This is a genomic window from Caballeronia sp. TF1N1, assembly GCF_022878925.1.
GTDB lineage: Bacteria > Pseudomonadota > Gammaproteobacteria > Burkholderiales > Burkholderiaceae > Caballeronia.
In genome coordinates this window covers 1,341,718-1,357,587 of record NZ_CP084626.1, presented here as the reverse complement: position 1 = coordinate 1,357,587, position 15,870 = coordinate 1,341,718, and the positions used below count along the sequence as shown (strand labels likewise).

15 protein-coding genes are annotated in these 15,870 nt (G+C 62.7%); 6 read left to right on the top strand and 9 right to left on the bottom strand.

Annotated elements, in window-relative coordinates; all coding sequences use genetic code 11:
* Positions 1-3: 3 nt before the first annotated feature.
* The 5 genes from LDZ28_RS06260 to LDZ28_RS06240 form a co-directional block, all read right to left on the bottom strand.
* Positions 4-366 (bottom strand): hypothetical protein, encoded by a 363-nt coding sequence (locus LDZ28_RS06260; RefSeq protein WP_244827829.1) that lies wholly within the window; start codon positions 364-366, stop codon positions 4-6.
* 219 nt (positions 367-585) lie between these two features.
* Entirely contained in the window at positions 586-1,821 is a 1,236-nt protein-coding gene (locus LDZ28_RS06255; protein WP_244827828.1) for a porin, read from the bottom strand.
* A 570-nt stretch (positions 1,822-2,391) separates the two neighbouring features.
* Complete coding sequence (locus tag LDZ28_RS06250) at positions 2,392-2,682, bottom strand: hypothetical protein (RefSeq protein ID WP_244827827.1); 291 nt, start codon at positions 2,680-2,682, stop codon at positions 2,392-2,394.
* Between the two features lie 70 nt (positions 2,683-2,752).
* The gene (locus LDZ28_RS06245) at positions 2,753-3,904 is read right to left on the bottom strand and encodes an aromatic ring-hydroxylating dioxygenase subunit alpha (RefSeq protein WP_244827826.1); all 1,152 of its coding nucleotides are present in this window, start codon (positions 3,902-3,904) and stop codon (positions 2,753-2,755) included.
* 150 nt (positions 3,905-4,054) lie between these two features.
* Complete coding sequence (locus tag LDZ28_RS06240) at positions 4,055-4,975, bottom strand: LysR family transcriptional regulator (protein WP_244827825.1); 921 nt, start codon at positions 4,973-4,975, stop codon at positions 4,055-4,057.
* A gap of 118 nt (positions 4,976-5,093) precedes the next feature.
* On the opposite strand from LDZ28_RS06240, the gene LDZ28_RS06235 reads away from it, so the two are divergent.
* Positions 5,094-6,029, top strand: a complete 936-nt coding sequence (locus tag LDZ28_RS06235) for a DMT family transporter (RefSeq protein WP_244827824.1) — start codon at positions 5,094-5,096, stop codon at positions 6,027-6,029.
* 1 nt (position 6,030) lies between these two features.
* Here LDZ28_RS06235 and LDZ28_RS06230 read toward each other — a convergent pair whose 3' ends face one another.
* Positions 6,031-6,666 carry a DUF938 domain-containing protein gene (locus LDZ28_RS06230; protein WP_244827823.1) on the bottom strand — a complete coding sequence of 212 codons (636 nt, stop codon included), beginning with the start codon at positions 6,664-6,666 and terminating at the stop codon, positions 6,031-6,033.
* A 343-nt stretch (positions 6,667-7,009) separates the two neighbouring features.
* Between LDZ28_RS06230 and LDZ28_RS06225 the strand changes: the two genes are divergently transcribed.
* The 3 genes from LDZ28_RS06225 to LDZ28_RS06215 all read left to right on the top strand — a co-directional run bounded on the left by LDZ28_RS06225 (position 7,010) and on the right by LDZ28_RS06215 (position 10,149).
* The gene (locus LDZ28_RS06225) at positions 7,010-7,516 is read left to right on the top strand and encodes an ankyrin repeat domain-containing protein (protein WP_244828018.1); all 507 of its coding nucleotides are present in this window, start codon (positions 7,010-7,012) and stop codon (positions 7,514-7,516) included.
* A gap of 136 nt (positions 7,517-7,652) precedes the next feature.
* A complete protein-coding gene (locus tag LDZ28_RS06220) occupies positions 7,653-8,840 on the top strand; it encodes a PRC-barrel domain-containing protein (RefSeq protein WP_244827822.1) in 1,188 nt (395 codons plus the stop codon).
* Positions 8,841-8,907: 67 nt separating this feature from the next.
* Complete coding sequence (locus LDZ28_RS06215; RefSeq protein WP_244827821.1) at positions 8,908-10,149, top strand: MFS transporter; 1,242 nt, start codon at positions 8,908-8,910, stop codon at positions 10,147-10,149.
* 3 nt (positions 10,150-10,152) lie between these two features.
* Here the strand turns inward: LDZ28_RS06215 and LDZ28_RS06210 are convergent, their stop codons facing one another.
* Positions 10,153-11,535, bottom strand: a complete 1,383-nt coding sequence (locus tag LDZ28_RS06210; RefSeq protein ID WP_244827820.1) for an FAD-containing oxidoreductase — start codon at positions 11,533-11,535, stop codon at positions 10,153-10,155.
* Positions 11,536-11,780: 245 nt separating this feature from the next.
* Between LDZ28_RS06210 and LDZ28_RS06205 the strand changes: the two genes are divergently transcribed.
* Complete coding sequence (locus LDZ28_RS06205; RefSeq protein ID WP_244827819.1) at positions 11,781-13,094, top strand: sodium:proton antiporter; 1,314 nt, start codon at positions 11,781-11,783, stop codon at positions 13,092-13,094.
* Between the two features lie 118 nt (positions 13,095-13,212).
* Here LDZ28_RS06205 and LDZ28_RS06200 read toward each other — a convergent pair whose 3' ends face one another.
* Positions 13,213-14,331, bottom strand: coding sequence for a saccharopine dehydrogenase C-terminal domain-containing protein (locus tag LDZ28_RS06200; RefSeq protein WP_244827818.1), 1,119 nt, complete (start codon positions 14,329-14,331; stop codon positions 13,213-13,215).
* Between the two features lie 156 nt (positions 14,332-14,487).
* On the bottom strand, positions 14,488-14,943 hold the full coding sequence (locus LDZ28_RS06195; RefSeq protein WP_244827817.1) for an Lrp/AsnC family transcriptional regulator: 456 nt from the start codon (positions 14,941-14,943) through the stop codon (positions 14,488-14,490).
* A 285-nt stretch (positions 14,944-15,228) separates the two neighbouring features.
* Between LDZ28_RS06195 and LDZ28_RS06190 the strand changes: the two genes are divergently transcribed.
* Positions 15,229-15,747, top strand: coding sequence for a Spy/CpxP family protein refolding chaperone (locus tag LDZ28_RS06190; RefSeq protein ID WP_244827816.1), 519 nt, complete (start codon positions 15,229-15,231; stop codon positions 15,745-15,747).
* Positions 15,748-15,870 lie beyond the last annotated feature (123 nt).

The window sequence follows — 15,870 nt, the reverse complement described above, 5'->3', positions numbered from 1 at the left end:
TCATCAGAACACCTGTGGTGGCGTTCCATCGGTCAAACCACGCGGCAGCGGTTCATCGAGCGCAAATTCCACGTTCGGATAATCCTGCAACCGCCCGCTCACTTCCGTCTCGCCTTCGCTCGTGAACAGTCCATCGAGATAATCGAACGACAGCTCTTCCACCAAAGCCTTGAGCGCCAGTTCCGGGCTGCGCTTGGGCTCCACTGAAATCTCGCCTACATCGAGACTCGCCCAATACTCTCCGTCTTTGGATTCGAACGCACCGATGTCGATAACCTTGCCATCGACATTCTGTGCCAGTACGCGCTGTTCGACGGCGAAGAGGCGAAACAACTGTTCATCGAGTGATTCGTCTTTGGTGGTCATGTCCGTATCTCCGTTACAGGCCCTTGAGCGAGACTCAATGCCGACGTTTGCATGCGAAATACCATTCGCAGCAAAGGCTGCGCCAGCAAGCCCGCAACCTGGCAACCCGGCAACCCGACATGAACCCGACATCGACCACGTAAACGAAAAAACCGGACGCCGAGGCGCCCGGTTTTCCCTGCATGCAGCTTTGTACAGCCCGCTCGGCAGCCCGAAGGCTTAGAAGCGGTGAATGATACCCACGCCTGCCGCGAACTGGCTGCGCGAGGTCGACGGAGCGCTTTGGAAGCCGTCGCCGATCGAAGCCGTGGCGTTGATCTGGCGATTCGTCGCGCCCGCAGCGGTGAACGTCGGCGTGCCGAGCGTGCGGCCGTTGGCGCGCTGGAATGCTTCCAGTGCATACAGACCCGTGCGCTTGGACAGCGAGTAGTACTGGCTCAGGTTGAACTGATGGTAGGACGCTGCATCGTCGATACCGTTCGCCTTGCTTGCCCACGTGTAGCTGTAGCCAGCGGCAAAGTCCCATGCCGCCGTTGCCTTCCAGTGCAGCACGGTGCCAGCCGTATTGAAGATCGCCGTGTCGGTGAACTTCGAGTTGATACCCGGGATGTACTGAACGTTCGTGTACGTCGCCGAAATATCCCACTGGCTGTTGAACGTGTAGCCGCCGCCAACCGCGAAGCGGTTCTGAGCTTGCGCGCCCTGATAACCGTTCGTGACTGCCGAGATGCCCGACTGGCCGCCCGTGTTGGTCGTCGAATCCGCGCCGTACACGCCGCCGCCAATCGTCGAGTTGTTGATACGCGTGAACGCGACCGTCGCGCCGATCGGGCCTTGCGCGTACTGCAAGGCGCCCGACCACGTCGATCCGCGATAGGCGCTATCCGGCGTGCCAGCCAACGAGTACGAGCCGCTTGCCGTGAAGCCGAAAAGTTTCGGCGACGTGTAGACGATCGAGTTGTTCGCGCGGTAGATCGTATCCAGTTCGTCGAGATCGCCCGGGTGCGCGCCGAAGTAGCCGGTCAGCCAGTTCGTCGGGCTATACGGCGCCATCAGCGTGTAATAAGACGTGTATTGGCGACCGAGAGTCAACGTACCGTAGGTGGGGTTCGTGAGACCGACCCAAGCCTGGCGGCCGAACATCGCGTTGGCGTATTGCTGTCCGCCATTGTTGATGTTGAAGCCCGATTCCAACTGGAAGATTGCCTTGTTGCCGCCGCCGAGATCTTCGGCGCCCTTCAGGCCGAAGCGGCTACCCGCCCAGATGCCCGATGCCAGCTTGACGTTCGAACGTCCGCCGCTGTTGGAGCCAAGTGCGCCCTGGCTGCTCTGGTAGACGATCGAGTCATCGACGATACCGTAAAGCGTCACGCTGCTTTGAGCGAACGCCGGGACTGCTGCGGCAAAGGCGGTGGCGGCGACGATGGCAGCCTTGGTCAAGCGGAAACCCTTCATTTCTTCTCCTGTGTGCGAATGGCGAATCTTCTGATCTTTAGTGAGCCGGTAACGGATGCCGCTTAACGCTGAACCGCCTGTATAAACTCGTAACATTTCATCGCTGGCAAGTGTATGGCTTACGGATGCAATGCGAAAGAATCAGGCAGATTCGTGTCTTTTTTTTGCACTGTGTGGTTAACCAGTATTTTCTGGCGCGCAAATATTGGGCATCCGGTCATGAAACTGACCGGTAGCTGACAACTGCAGGACGGATATCGAGATGTGAAGAGAGCGGGGAAAAGTTGTGACGAAGCCGGCGTGATCGCCTGAAAGCCCTACTGGATAAGGCTCGATGTGAAAATTTGATGCTCGGAGAAAGAAAGCGTGCCCGAGGACTCGGCCTGGGCCGAAGACACGACTGAAAGGATTTGCACAGTGCCGGCCACGTGGCGCGACTGAGTTTGACCACGGCTTACGGCCCGACGAAAGCCGTTACGGTGCCGAAGGAAATATGTAAATCACTAATCGATTGTTGGGAAAGCCGCATGGATGGTCACCATGCGGTTCATGAGACTGCGCGCGGATGGCTCAGTCGTCGATCTTCGAGCGCAGTTCGCGCGCTGTTTCCAGCAAGCCTTCATAGCCCGAACGCGCATGCGCAGGCAAATCCGGGTCGCCGACGAGCGTGCCGAGCGTCTCGATGATGCTGTAAAGAATGCCCTTTGCCGCGCCGGCCGCCATCCTGCCTGCCGCGACGGATTCATCGACGTGTGAAAGCGCCGCATCGAAATGCTCGACGCCAGGATGCGCTTCGCCAACCGCCGGGTCGGTTGCGCGCGGATCGTTCAGATTGCGCGGATCAGTCGGGTCGCCGTTCATGTGATGGTCCTCCAGACGAATGGCCTTCTTCTTGTATAGCGCCGTGGCGATGCCGCCGCAATCGGTGGCATCACGACGTCGGCAAGTCCATCACCGGCTGCATGAAATGGATGCGCTTGGCATCGCCATAACCGGCGCGGTGCGCCACGCCATGCTCGGTCAGCAAAGCGCGCAATTCGAGAATGACCGGAAACACTTCGTGGTTGTGATCCGCGCCCTGCCTGTCATGCGCTTCCTGCTCGCGCTCGACGATCCACCGGTCTTCCTTGAAGATGCGCTCGGTGAACCACACGAGCAACGGCCACGCGGCATCGAGCACGCCGGGAAGTTTCGGGCGGCGGATCGACAGCAAGCCGAAGGTGCGGTTGGTGCGCTGTTCGGCATCGAGCGGAACATAGGCGATCCACAGGTCCATTACCATCGTCTCGTCCTTCGTGTGGATCTTGAGCGTCTGGTACGGATACTCGGTGCGAATCGTCATCACGTCCTTGTGCGAATCGTCGGCCTTGGTGCCGCGTTTCTGGCCGAACACGAGCGCCTCGCCGATAGGCTGCTTGCCCGCCTCGCGCGCGAAGGTGTAATCGACTTCGATCCAGTCGTCGCCGCGACGTCGTCCGACCGAGCGCGCGCGCATGCTGCCCATCTGCCGCCGATGCAAGAACTGATGGTTCATATCCATCAGGTTTTCATGCATGAAGCTGTAATGGCACTTTACGGGCTTGCCGAAACGGCGTGTCTTGTAGGCTTTGTCGCTCGCCGAGACGAGGTTGGGAAACTTGGCGTCGTCGGCCTTGGCCGGGTCGCCGGTGAAGACGAAGATGAGCCCCGCTTCCTCGCGGCACGGATAGGAACGCACGCCGTTGGGCAAGCGTTCGCGGCCGAGATACGGAATGTCGGTGCAACGGCCGGTGCAGTCGTAAGTCCAGCCGTGATAGCAACAGCGGATGGATTCGCCATCCACGACACCCGCCGACAACGGCACTTGCCGATGCGCGCAGCGGTCCTCCAGCGCGAACACTTTGTCCGACTCACTGCGCACGAGCACGATGGGATCGCCCGCGAACTTCACGGCGTGCGTCTTGCCGCGTTTGACCTCGCGCGACCATGCAAGCGGATACCAGTGATCCGGATGAATATCGACGCGGCGCAGATCGCGCGGCGCTCTTGTTGTTGTATCGACCGAACCGGCTTCCTGTTCGCCCTGCGGCAACGCTGCGTGCATGTACGACGCCTCCGGAAAAGGAGATCGGATTGAGCGCCACGCATGATGCGCGGCGCGATGAACGACCTTTGGCAGTCTACACGGCGCGGCCCGATTCGGTGCGCGTGCAGCCTGCGTTTCGTCAATGTGGGCCATGTCAAGCCGGTTGGGTCAGTCTGACTCGCCGAGATGGGCGTGCAGATAATCGATCAGCGCGCGCGCCTTCGGCGGCAAAAAGCGATTGGGCGGATAAAGCAGCCACACCGGTCCCCGATACGCGCGCGCCTGCACCTCCCAATCCACCAGCACGGCTTGCACGCGGCCGCTCGCAAGCGCCTCGCGCGCCGCGAACTCCGGCAGAGTCGCAATGCCCATGCCGTTCTCCGCCGCGTCGAGCCGCGCGCCCGCGTGATTGGCGATGTACCGGCCGTGCACCGCAACCGTCGCCGTCTCACCGCCGCGCGCAAACCGCCAGCGATGATCGTCCACGGTCTCGCCGAGCGGAATGCAATCGTGACGCGCAAGATCACGCGGATGCGCGGGCTCGCCGCGCGTCTGAACATAACGAGGCGCCGCGCACAGCAGCCATCGCACGCGGCCGATGCGCCGTGCCGCGAGACCTTGCGGCGGATCGTCGGTGGCGCGAATGACGAGATCGACGTCGCTCTCGAGCGGATCGATGTCGTGATCGCTGAACACGAGCTGCAAATCCACTTCGGGATAAGCCGCGAGAAAGCCTGGCACGAGCGGATGAATCACCGACTTCGCATATGCCGTGGGCGCCGATAGCGAGACCTTGCCCTGTGGCTTTCCGGATAGTTGCCCGGCGGCATCCACCGCGCCGGACGCGGCCGTCGCCATGTCGCGGCAATGCCGATACACCTGATATCCCGATTCCGTCACGCGCACCTTGCGCGTCGAACGTTCGAGCAGGCGCGTGGCGAGCGCGTCTTCGAGCCGCTTGATTTGCCGGCTCACCGTCGATGGCGTGCTGCCCAACTGCCGCGCCGCGATCGAGAAGTTGCCGGCATCGACCACGCGTGCAAATACCGCCATGTCCGGCAGCAAGTTGAAAAGATCCGAAGGGTTCATTTGTGCATCCGCGACAATTAATCTGTGCGCCCAGACCCGATTATCGCGGTGAACGCATCATTCGACAATGACGGCTCGCTGCTGGGCACTGCCAGTCAGCACTTACCGGAGACGTCGCATGACCCTCGCATCGCCTGTTCGCCGCCTGCTTCCTGTCTCCGATTTGCTGCTTTTCGTGGTGGCGATGGTTTGGGGAAGCAGCTATGGCGTCGTCAAAAACGCGCTCGTGTTTTATCCGGTGCTGGCGCTCATCGCGTTGCGGTTCGGCATCACGTTCATGCTGTTGAGCGTGAACCTGCGCCACTTGCGCCGTGTCGACCTGAAAACGCTCATGGGTGTGCTGACTTGCGGCCTCTTGCTGCTCGCCATCTTCCTCGCGGAGACCTTTGGCGTGATGCTCACGCGCGCCGCGAACGCCGCGTTTCTTATCAGTCTGTGCGTGGTAATGACGCCGCTCGTCGAATGGGCGATGCTGCGTCGCAAGCCCGGCGCGACCGAGTGGCTTGCAGTCGCGGTGTCGCTCGGCGGTGCGTGGTTGCTCGCCGGCGATGGCGCGTTCAGCGTCAATCCCGGCGATGCGCTGATTCTGGTCGCCGCCGTGTTGCGCGCGCTCTCGGTGTGCGTGACCAAGCGCGTGATGCGCGCCTCGCCGCTTCCGGCGCTCACCGTGACGGCCGTGCAGGCGGGCGTCGTCGCGAGCGGCAGCGCGTTGCTGGCGTTCTTCTTCGTGCCGTCGCAATGGCAACCCTTGCCGTCGTTCGCGGGACACGGCGCGTTCTGGGGCTCGGTGATGTATCTCGTGATCGCGTGCACGCTCTTCGCGTTCTTCGCGCAAAACTATGCGATTGGCCGCAGCAGTCCGACGCGCGTATCGCTTTTGATGGGCAGCGAACCCGCGTTCGGCGCGCTCTTCGCAAGCGTCTGGCTGGGCGAGCATGTATCGGCAACGGGATGGATCGGCGGCGGCCTGATCGTCCTCGCCTCGTTGATGGCGACAGTGCCCTGGCGCGGATGGTTCGCGGCGCGGTCGGGCCTCGCAAACCGATCGACCTGATCTAACCGCGCCGAAACACCAGACTGAAGTTGTTCGCCGGCATCGGCACGACTTCCTCGAGCGCAAAGCCCACCGATCTACCCAACGCCTCCACCGCCTCCAGATTGCGCACGCCCCAGCGCGGATCGCGTGCGCGCAACTCCGTGTCGAACGCTTCGTTGCTCGGAGCGGTATGCGCGCCATTGCGCCGATACGGCCCATACAGGTAAAGTACGCCCCCCGCCGGAAGATGCCGCGACGCGCCGCGAAACAGCGCCTCGGCGGCGTCCCACGGCGCGATGTGGATCATGTTGATGCACACGACCGCCGCGATTCCCGCGTCCTCGCCGATGCGCCAGTCGTCTTCACGCACATCGAGCGCGAGCGCCGCGTTCAGGTTCGCGAGGCCCGCATGCTCGCGCCACGCGTCGATAGATGCGCGCGCGGCGGCATCCGCATCGCTTGGCTGCCACACGATGCCGGGCAACGCCGCCGCGCAATGCACGGCATGCTGACCGGTGCCGCTCGCGATCTCCAGCACGACGCCAGCGGACGGCAGCACGCGCGTCAAGACCGATAGAATCGCATCGCGATTGCGTTCGGCGGCGGGAGCGCGGCGGCGCACGCGGGCATCGTCATCGGGGGAAGTGGTCGTCATCGAAGAGCGGTTGAGTTTGGATTCGTTGAGCGTCAGGGCTTCGGTGGCACGCGCTGAAAGAGTTGGCGCGATTCCTGCTGTCCGCCCCGTCGCACGAGCGTTGCCAAGCCCGCCGCGCGCCGGAGTTATGAAGCGCGCACGCAACCCCGTGTATGCTCCCGGAAGATTTCCGCGCGGCGCTCAAGCTTACCCGAGGAGCAGCCGGTTGCCCGCAGCGCGATTCAGATAACGCGAAACCATGGAGCTGACCATGCCGCACGACCCAACCAGGGATACGCCTTCGGGCAACGCCCCGCAGCACGCTTCGCCGGCAAATGGCCCCGCCGACGGCCCAGATGACGAAATGATCGCCTTCGCGACCGAAGTCTTCGAAGTCGCGCGCAAAGGCGACGCCGCCATGCTCGACGCGCTGCTTGTTAAGGGCCTGCCGCCGAACCTGCGCAACGACAAGGGCGACAGCCTCGTCATGCTCGCGAGCTATCACGGCCACGCCGATGCCGTGCGCGTGCTACTACAACACAAGGCCGACCCGAACCTGCGCAACGATAACGGCCAGTCGCCAATCGCGGGCGCGGCCTTCAAGGGCTACAAGCCAGTAATCGAGACGCTGCTCGAACATGGCGCCGATGTCGAAGGCGCATCGCCTGACGGACGCACGGCGTTGATGATCGCGGCCATGTTCAATCGCGTGGAGATAGTCGAATATCTGATCGCGCGTGGAGCCAATCCGGATGCGCGCGACAAGGGCGGTTTCTCCGCACGCGACGCCGCCGAAAAAATGGGCGCGCCGGACACCGCCGCGCGTCTTGCGCAGGCGGCGAGCACGCACACACGCCCGTCCGATGTGTGACGGCGCGCGTGACACGCCCTTGGCACGGCCCGCGCTGAATGCACAGTAACGAACCCGCCCTCTTGCATGGCACCGGAGCGAGGCGCGCAGTGCCCGCTCCGATCGACAGGTGACACGGAACCATGGAGCTTTTGTGATGACAGGCGGACTCTCGCATCGAAGCGATGCGTCGACGACCGGCCTCGCCGCGCTCGGCCTCGTAGCGGGGATGCTCGCTGTGCGCCTCGCCTGGCGCGCTGTCGCATCGCTGATACGGCACCCTGCGCGGCATGAACGATTCCCGCTTGCAACGCTCGCGGTGATCTTCGCGGCCTTCGCCTTGTCCGCCTGCGGACTCTTGCCGGTGCAGACGCCCGCGCCCATCGTCGAGCATTCGTATATTCCGACGCCGGACGAAACCGAGAGCACCGAGCCCGAGGAACCCGCGCCTGTCGCCGCCGTGCCCGAGCCCGCATCGACGCCGAAGCCCGCGCCCGCGCCGAAGCCCAAACGCCGTATCGTCAAACCGAAACCGCCGGAGCCAGTGATCGTGCAGCCGCAAGAGGCGCCCGAGCCGCCGCCTCCGCCCCCGCCGATCATCTCCACGCGTATCCTGCAGCACGATCAGTTGCACGGCCTGCTCGATGCCGAAGTGCAGCGTGCCGATGGCAAGGTCGTGGGCCGCGCGGTGGACCTGTATATCGATACCGCCGCCAAGCCGAAGCTCATGATGGTGAACCTCGCCGGCTTCCTCGGCGTAGGCGACCGAAAAGTCAACTTCCCGTGGACCGCGTTCCGCTTCGCGCCCAACTCGAAGACCGCGCCGATCACCTTCGTGCCGTCCGCGCCCGCCGTCAAGGGCAAGCCCGCCGACCCCGCGCCGAAGCCGCAACCGGTCGCGGAAGCGCCGCCGAGCTACCTGCAACTCGTCGATTCGACCGTGACTCAGAAGACCGGCGCGCGTATCGGACGGGTGGTCGACGTGCTCGTCGATTCGCAAGGTGAGCCAGAAGCGCTCGTGCTCGACCTGAGCAATTCGCTCGCGGAAGACAAGCGCCATGTGGCCGCGAACTGGGGCGATCTGCACGTCGTGACGCGCAACAAGCAAGCGAGCTTACAGATGGACTTCACCGAAGCGCAACTGAAGGCCTCGCCGACATACTCGCCCGAGCAACCGATCAAGATCGTTTCGCCGGTCGTAGCCGCGCCCGCCGCGCCTGTTTCTTCGCCGGCGGCCGCGGCATCGGCGGGCGTGCCGGCCTCGAACTCGTCTACCGGCACGACCGCATCCGGGTCCGTGGCGGCGCAGTCGTCGGCATCGTCCGGCGCGCGCCCGAACAAATGACGCAGACGACGCACATGACGCAAAAGACGCACATGAAGATTCACGAGATCGATAACCGAATCACAACATGGTAATTGCACGAAGTCTGCGCGCGCTCGACTGGCTGAACTTCTTCGTCGCCAACGTGCAGACGGGCTTCGGCCCTTTCATCGCCTCTTATCTCGCTGCCAACAAATGGACGCAGGGTGAGATCGGCCTCATGCTGTCGGTTGGCACCATCAGCGCGATGGCGAGCCAGCTGCCTGCGGGCGCGCTCGTCGATGCCATGCGCAACAAGAAGTTCGCCGCGCTTTCGGCCATCGTCGCGATCATCGCGAGTGCGTTGTTGCTTGCAGCGAGTCCGACCTTCATTCCGGTGTTCGCCGCCGAAGTGCTGCACGGCTTCGCGAGCTGCATGCTGGTCCCGGCGATGGCCGCGATTTCGCTCGCACTCGTCTCGCGTGCCGATCTCGGCGACCGGCTCGGCCGCAACGCGCGCTGGGCGTCCATAGGCAGCGCGCTGACCGCCGCGTTGATGGGCGCGTTCGGAGAATATCTGTCCTTGCGCTCGGTGTTCTTTCTCACGGCGGCGCTCGCGTTGCCGGCAATCTTCGCCTTGCGCATGATTCATTACGATGCGCCGCCCGTCGTGCCGCGTATGCCTGCGGGCAAGCCGAACCTGACGCCGGAAGGCGAAGAGCGCGAGTCCTTGCGCGAGCTTCTGAAAGACCGGCGCCTGCTGATCTTCGCGGCTTGCGTGGTGCTGTTCCATCTCTCGAACGCGGCGATGCTGAACCTTGCCGCCGGCGAAGTCACCGCGCACATGGGCGACAACGTTCAACTGGTGATCGCGGCGTGCATCATCGTGCCGCAGTTCATCGTCGCGGCGCTCTCGCCGTGGGTCGGGCGCAAGGCGCAGCATTGGGGACGCCGGCCGGTTCTGATCATCGGATTTTGCGCCTTGCCCCTGCGCGCGATTCTCTTCGCCGGCGTCAGCAGCCCTTATCTGCTCGTGCCGGTCCAGATGCTCGACGGCATCAGCGCGGCCGTCTTCGGCGTGATGCTGCCGCTCATCGCCGCCGATGTCGCCGGCGGGCGCGGGCATTACAACCTGACCATCGGCTTCTTCGGGCTGGCAGCGGGCGTCGGAGCAACCTTGTCGACCGCGGCCGCAGGCTTTGCCGCCGATCGCTTCGGCACGTCGATGAGCTTTTTCGGCCTCGCCGCTGCGGGCGCGCTCGCCGTCTTGCTCGTCTGGCTCGCGATGCCGGAGACGCGCGGAGCGGAGAAAGCCGAGGCCGGCACCGCCGAACCATCCGTCAAGGTTTGATAGTCACTTCAATGGCTTGAGCATGCCGAGAAGCGTCGGCACCAGTTCGCTCACCGTCGGATGAATGTGCATGGCGCGTTGCAGCGTCTTGTAGGAAGCGTCGGCATTCATAATGTCGATGAACGTATGAATGACCTCGTCGCCTTCGATGCCGTAGATCTGCGCACCTAGAATCCGCTCGGTGCGGGCATCGACGAGCGCCTTCATGAAGCCATCCGTTTCGCCGCGTTCCTTCGCGCGGCCCACGCGCGACATCGGCATCGTGGCGATGAGCGCCTCACGCCCGTCCTTCCTGACCTCCGCCTCGCTCATGCCGACGCGCGCGAACGGCGGATCGACGAACACGGCGTAAGCCATGATGCGGGTATCGACGCTGCGCGTTTCGCCATCCAGCAAGTTGGCCGCGATAATCTCGTAATCGTTCCACGACGTGTGCGTGAACGCGCCGCGTCCGTTCACGTCGCCCAGCGCCCATACGCCCTCGACGCGCGTACGCAATTGCCCATCCACTTCGATGATGCCGTGCTTGTCCGGCACGATGCCAGCGTGTTCCAGACCGAGATCGTCCGTATTCGGCGTGCGGCCGGTGGCGAACAGCAGATGCGAGGCATCGATCGTTTCGCCCTCGGTGACGATTCGCACGCCGCCCTTTTGCGTGTCTACGCGACGCGGTTCCGTGCCGAAGCGAAACTCGATGCCTTCGCGCTGGAGCACGTCCTGCATCGCAAGCGCGACGTCCTCGTCTTCGCGCGCAAGGATGCGCTCGCCGCGTACCAGAAGCGTGACGCGGCTGCCGAAGCGTCGGAACATCTGCCCGAATTCGAGCGCGATATAACTGCCGCCCACGATGACGAGATGCTCGGGCACTTCGGTCAGTTCGAGAATCGATGAATTCGTGAGATACGGCACGCCGTCGAGCCCGTCGATCTTCGGCACCGACGCTCGCGTGCCCGTGTTGATGAAGATCATGTCCGCGTCGATGTCCTGCTTCGAGCCATCGGCGGCTTCGATTTGCAGCGCATGCGGACCGGTGAAGCGCCCGTGTCCCTCGAATACGGTGATGTCGTGCGTGCCGCGCAGCCACGCCTCGATGCCATTGCGCGATCCGGCGATGACCTCGTCCTTGCGCGCCTTGACGCGCGCCATGTCCACTTTCACGTCGCCGCCGACGATCACGCCGTACTTTGCCGCCGTGCGCGCCACATGCGCGGCGCGCGCGCTCGCCACATAGGTCTTGGTCGGCGTGCAGCCGACATTCACGCACGTGCCGCCAAAAAGATGCCGCTCGATCACGGCGGTTCGTTTTCCGCTCTGTGCCAGCCGCACGGCGAGCGGCGAGCCGCCCTGACCTGTACCGATGACGACCGCATCGAAGTGCTGTGACATGCCTTGATCTCCTGATTGCGCACGCTGGACCGGTGTCGCCGAACCAAATGGATACAGCATGCAAAACGCAAATGGGCCGCCCAATATTACGCGGATCGTCGGGCCCGAGCAGGTTTGCTGCAAGCATGGGCATGTGACGTGCTTGCTGTTGTCTTCTCAGCCGCTTGCATTGATCCTGCATGCAGAATGCAACCGAGGATCCAAACGGCTCCCCGCCATCCTCGAAACAATCGAACAGGGCTTCCATGACCGAGACGATGTGGTTTCTCATCGTCGGCGGCGTGCTCATTTTCATGGGGCTCGCCAGTTCGACATTCCGGCATTTGCCGATCAGCACCGCGATGTGCTACCTCGCCATTGGCTTCGTGCTGGGGCCGGGCGCGGCGAACATGCTGCATTTCGATCTCGCGACCGACGCCACGGTTTTGCGACGCATCACCGAAGTCGCGATGCTCGCGTCGCTCTTTGCCATCGGTTTGCGTCTGCGCGTGCCGCCCACGGACCGCATCTGGATACTGCCGCTACGGCTCGGCGTGGTCGCGATGGTCTTGACCGTCGCCCTGCTCACCGTCTTTTGCGTGTATGTGCTCGGCTTCAGCTGGGGGCCTTCGCTGCTGCTCGCCGCGATGCTCGCGCCGACCGACCCCGTGCTCGCCCATGATGTCCAGGTCGAAAAGCCTGGCGACATCGACTTGTTGCGCTTTTCGCTGACGGGCGAAGGCGGACTGAACGATGGCATCGCGTTGCCCTTCGCGCTGCTCGGCATCGCGGTATGCCGTTTCGAGGCGTCGCCCGCAGCGGTGCTGCATTGGAGCTTCGCGTTGCAGGCTTTGTGGGGCATTGCCGGCGCGCTCGGCAGCGGCTGGTTCCTCGGGGAACTGGCTGTGCGGCTCGTGGCTTATCTGCGCACGCGCCACGGACAGGCGCTCGGTCCGGAAGGTTTTTATGCGCTAGGACTGATCGCCTTGTCGTATGGCGTGGCCGAATTGCTGCACACGTATGCGTTTCTCGCCGTGTTCGCGGCGGGACTCGCCATGCGACGCGTGGAACAGAAAGCGAGCGGCGACAAGTCCGCGCGCGAAGCGGTCGGCACGATCGACGCCGACGATGTCGGCGCCACCGCATCCGACCCGGCCCGCGCGCACGCCTTCATGGCCGAGCGCGTGCATGGCTTCACGATCGAACTGGAACGTATCGCCGAAGTCGCGATCATGCTGATGGTCGGCGCCGTGCTCGCCACTATCTGGCGTGAGCTATTCACGTGGCAAGCGGCCTTGCTGATCGGCTGCCTGTTCTTCGTGGCGCGGCCGCTATCGGTGGAGGCATCGCTCATCGGATCGGGCGCACATGGCGCGCAACGGCGGCTGATGAGCTGGTTCGGCATACGCGGTGTCGGCTCGTTCTACTATCTCTTGTATGCAATCGAGCAGGCGCCGAAGGACGTGGCCAAGCCGCTCGTTCCGCTTGTCATCGCGGTGATCGTGGCGTCGGTGATCATTCATGGCGTCACGGCGACGCCCTTGATGAAGCGGTATCAGCGTGTGATCGATCAGGCTTGAGGTGTGGCAGCGTGCATGCAAAATGCTGAAGTGGCGCTGTTTTCATGTTCGTTCTCATGCCCGTTCCCATGTCCGTTATTGCCTCGCAAACCGACGAGGCGTATCGGAAGTGGCTGGTTCAGAGCGTCGCCATCCGCGGCGCGCTCGATACCATATTCGCGCCTTGATAGAGCTTTCCAAAACGGTTATTCAAAAACGCTGCGAGCGGCACCTGCTCCTGACGCACGAACCCGCTTTGCGGCAGCACGCCTTCGCGGAACAGATCGAGCTCGGCACAGATGGCGCCCGCCGTCGTGATCTGGATTGCGCTCATCGGCATGCCGCCGACTTCCTTGGCAAAGACCTTGCGCGTGAACACGTTCTGCACGAGTTGTCCCGATGGGCCGCCGCGCATGCCCGTTACCGTGACGAAGATCAGCACCACGTCCTGCGAAGTCGATGGCACCGCTCGCTTGAGCATTGCCTTGAGACCGTCGCGATCGGTCGACATGCGCAGATCGTCGAGGAGGAACTTCATCAGATCGCGATGGCCGGGGTATCGAACCGACTTGTAGTCGAGCGATTCCACCTTGCCCGCCAGCGTCTCGCATAGCGTGCCGAGCCCGCCCGAAGTATTGAAGGCCTCGTACTCGATGCCATCCAGCGAGAAATGTTCGACGCCTTCGAGCGGCTGGACCCATTGCGTGCGGCCATCGCGGATCGCCTCGCATGGCTGACAGTACTCGTTGATGAGTCCGTCGATGCTCCATGTCAGGTTGTATTTGAGCGCATTGGTCGGAAACTCGGGCAGCGCACCGACGCGCATTTTCACTTCGCGCACGTTATCGAGCCGCTCGGCCAGATCATGCGCGACGATGCCGATGAAACCCGGCGCAAGCCCGCACTGCGGCATGAAGGCCACGTCCGAACCCTCCGCGATGGCGCGAATTGCATGCGTTGCGCGCACGTCCTCGGTCAGATCGAAATAATGGACGCCCGCCGCCTTGGCCGCCGATGCAACGCTGATGGCAAGGTAATACGGCAAGGCGTTGACGAGTGCGTCGAAGCCGTGGAGCGCCTGACGCAGCGCTGGCGTCTCGGCGGAATCGACGCGGCGAGTCGCGATTCCCTCCGCTTCGAGCGCGGTGAGCGCCTGTTCGTCGCGATCGAATGCAACGACTTCGAAGTCTCCTGTGTCACGAAGCAAGTGGGCGATGCTCTTGCCGATCAATCCGGCGCCGACTAACGCTACTTTCATCGTTGTTCTCCTAGTGTATTTTGCATTTTGTGTCGCCTGGGAAGGCATGCTGAATACAGTTTAGGGACCGACGAAATTTGATCCTAGACGCAAAATGATGCGTATTGACGATAATTTTCGACGTTTTGACGATATTCCGCTGCGTTTTGTATCGTCCTAACTCGAACGGTCGATCTTGCGCGCCAGAATGATCGAGGTGGTGGTGCGTTCCACACCTTCCAGTGCGCCGATTTGATCGAGCAAGTCGTTCAGGCGATCGGGCGAGTCCGCACGCAACCAAGCGACGTAATCGAACTCGCCGCTTACCGCGCAAAGCAGTTGCATCTCCGGCATGCGCGCGAAGCGTTTCTGCACGTCGCGGCCGAACTTTGGCGCGAGCTTGATGCCGACGTAAGCCTGAATACTGGCGTCGAGCACGTCTTGCCCTAGCCGTACGCCGTAGCCCGCTATCACGTTGTTCTTTTCGAGCCGCGCCATGCGCGCGATGACTGTTGTGCGCGCCACGCCCAGCTGACGAGCGAGATCGGCAACGCTTTCACGTGCGTTCGTCTGCAATAGCGCGACGAGGTTACGGTCGATGTCGTCGAGCTGGTCGAGGCGCGGGGGTCTCATGTCGTCCTTCTCGCTGTGATGTTTGGCGTTTGTATTGCGTTATGCGTTTTGTGTGCCGCATGCGGTATGCAATCGGCCGCAAGCAGGATTATCGCCGACGTCACCGCCCGATCTTGCTTGAGCTTCCTTGACGGAATTTTCCAGAGAAGTATCGGATGTAAGCAGTTGTGGCAATCGAGGCGAATTGTCAGGCAGGCGTGTTACTAATAACCGCCGACGACGTTTCTGCCTTGACTGAGATCAACCAGCAAGCGCGCTTTCTCTTACTTCGACTAAGGTTTCGGAATGAAAAAAACATTCGTAGCACTGGCGGCATCTTGCATGCTTAGCGCCGCGTTCGCACAGACCGCGGCTCCCTCCGCGGCATCTGCCTCCGCCACGACGGCGGCATCGGCGCCCGGCGCCACGAAGCGCGAAGCTCGCGTGGAAGAACGTATCGCCCAATTGCATGCAAGCCTCAAGATCACATCGCAGCAGGAAGATCAGTGGTCGAAGTTCGCCGACGTGATGCGCGACAACGCGCACACGGTGGGCGATCTGTACCGCCAGCGCATTGCACAGCGCGACACCATGTCCGCGCTCGATGACATGAAGCAATACGAGCAGATCACGCAGGCCAATGCAGACGGCACGAAACGTCTGGTCGAGGCTTTCGAGCCGCTTTACGCAAGCCTTTCGCCGGAGCAGAAGAAGCTTGCCGATACGAGCTTCCGTCAAGAGCATCATGATCGCGCAAAGAATGCACGCGCTCGTCATCCGTCGCGCGCGGGCGCAGCACAACCGGCATCGACGACGAAGCCTTAAGCCGCAGCGCGTAAGCGCTTGAATGCTTGGCATTCGGCAGCTTTGCCAAAACCCGCATCGGGCGTCATCATGGCGAACGAAGCGGGTTTTTCGTATTCTGGATGCAAAATCATCCGATTGCCG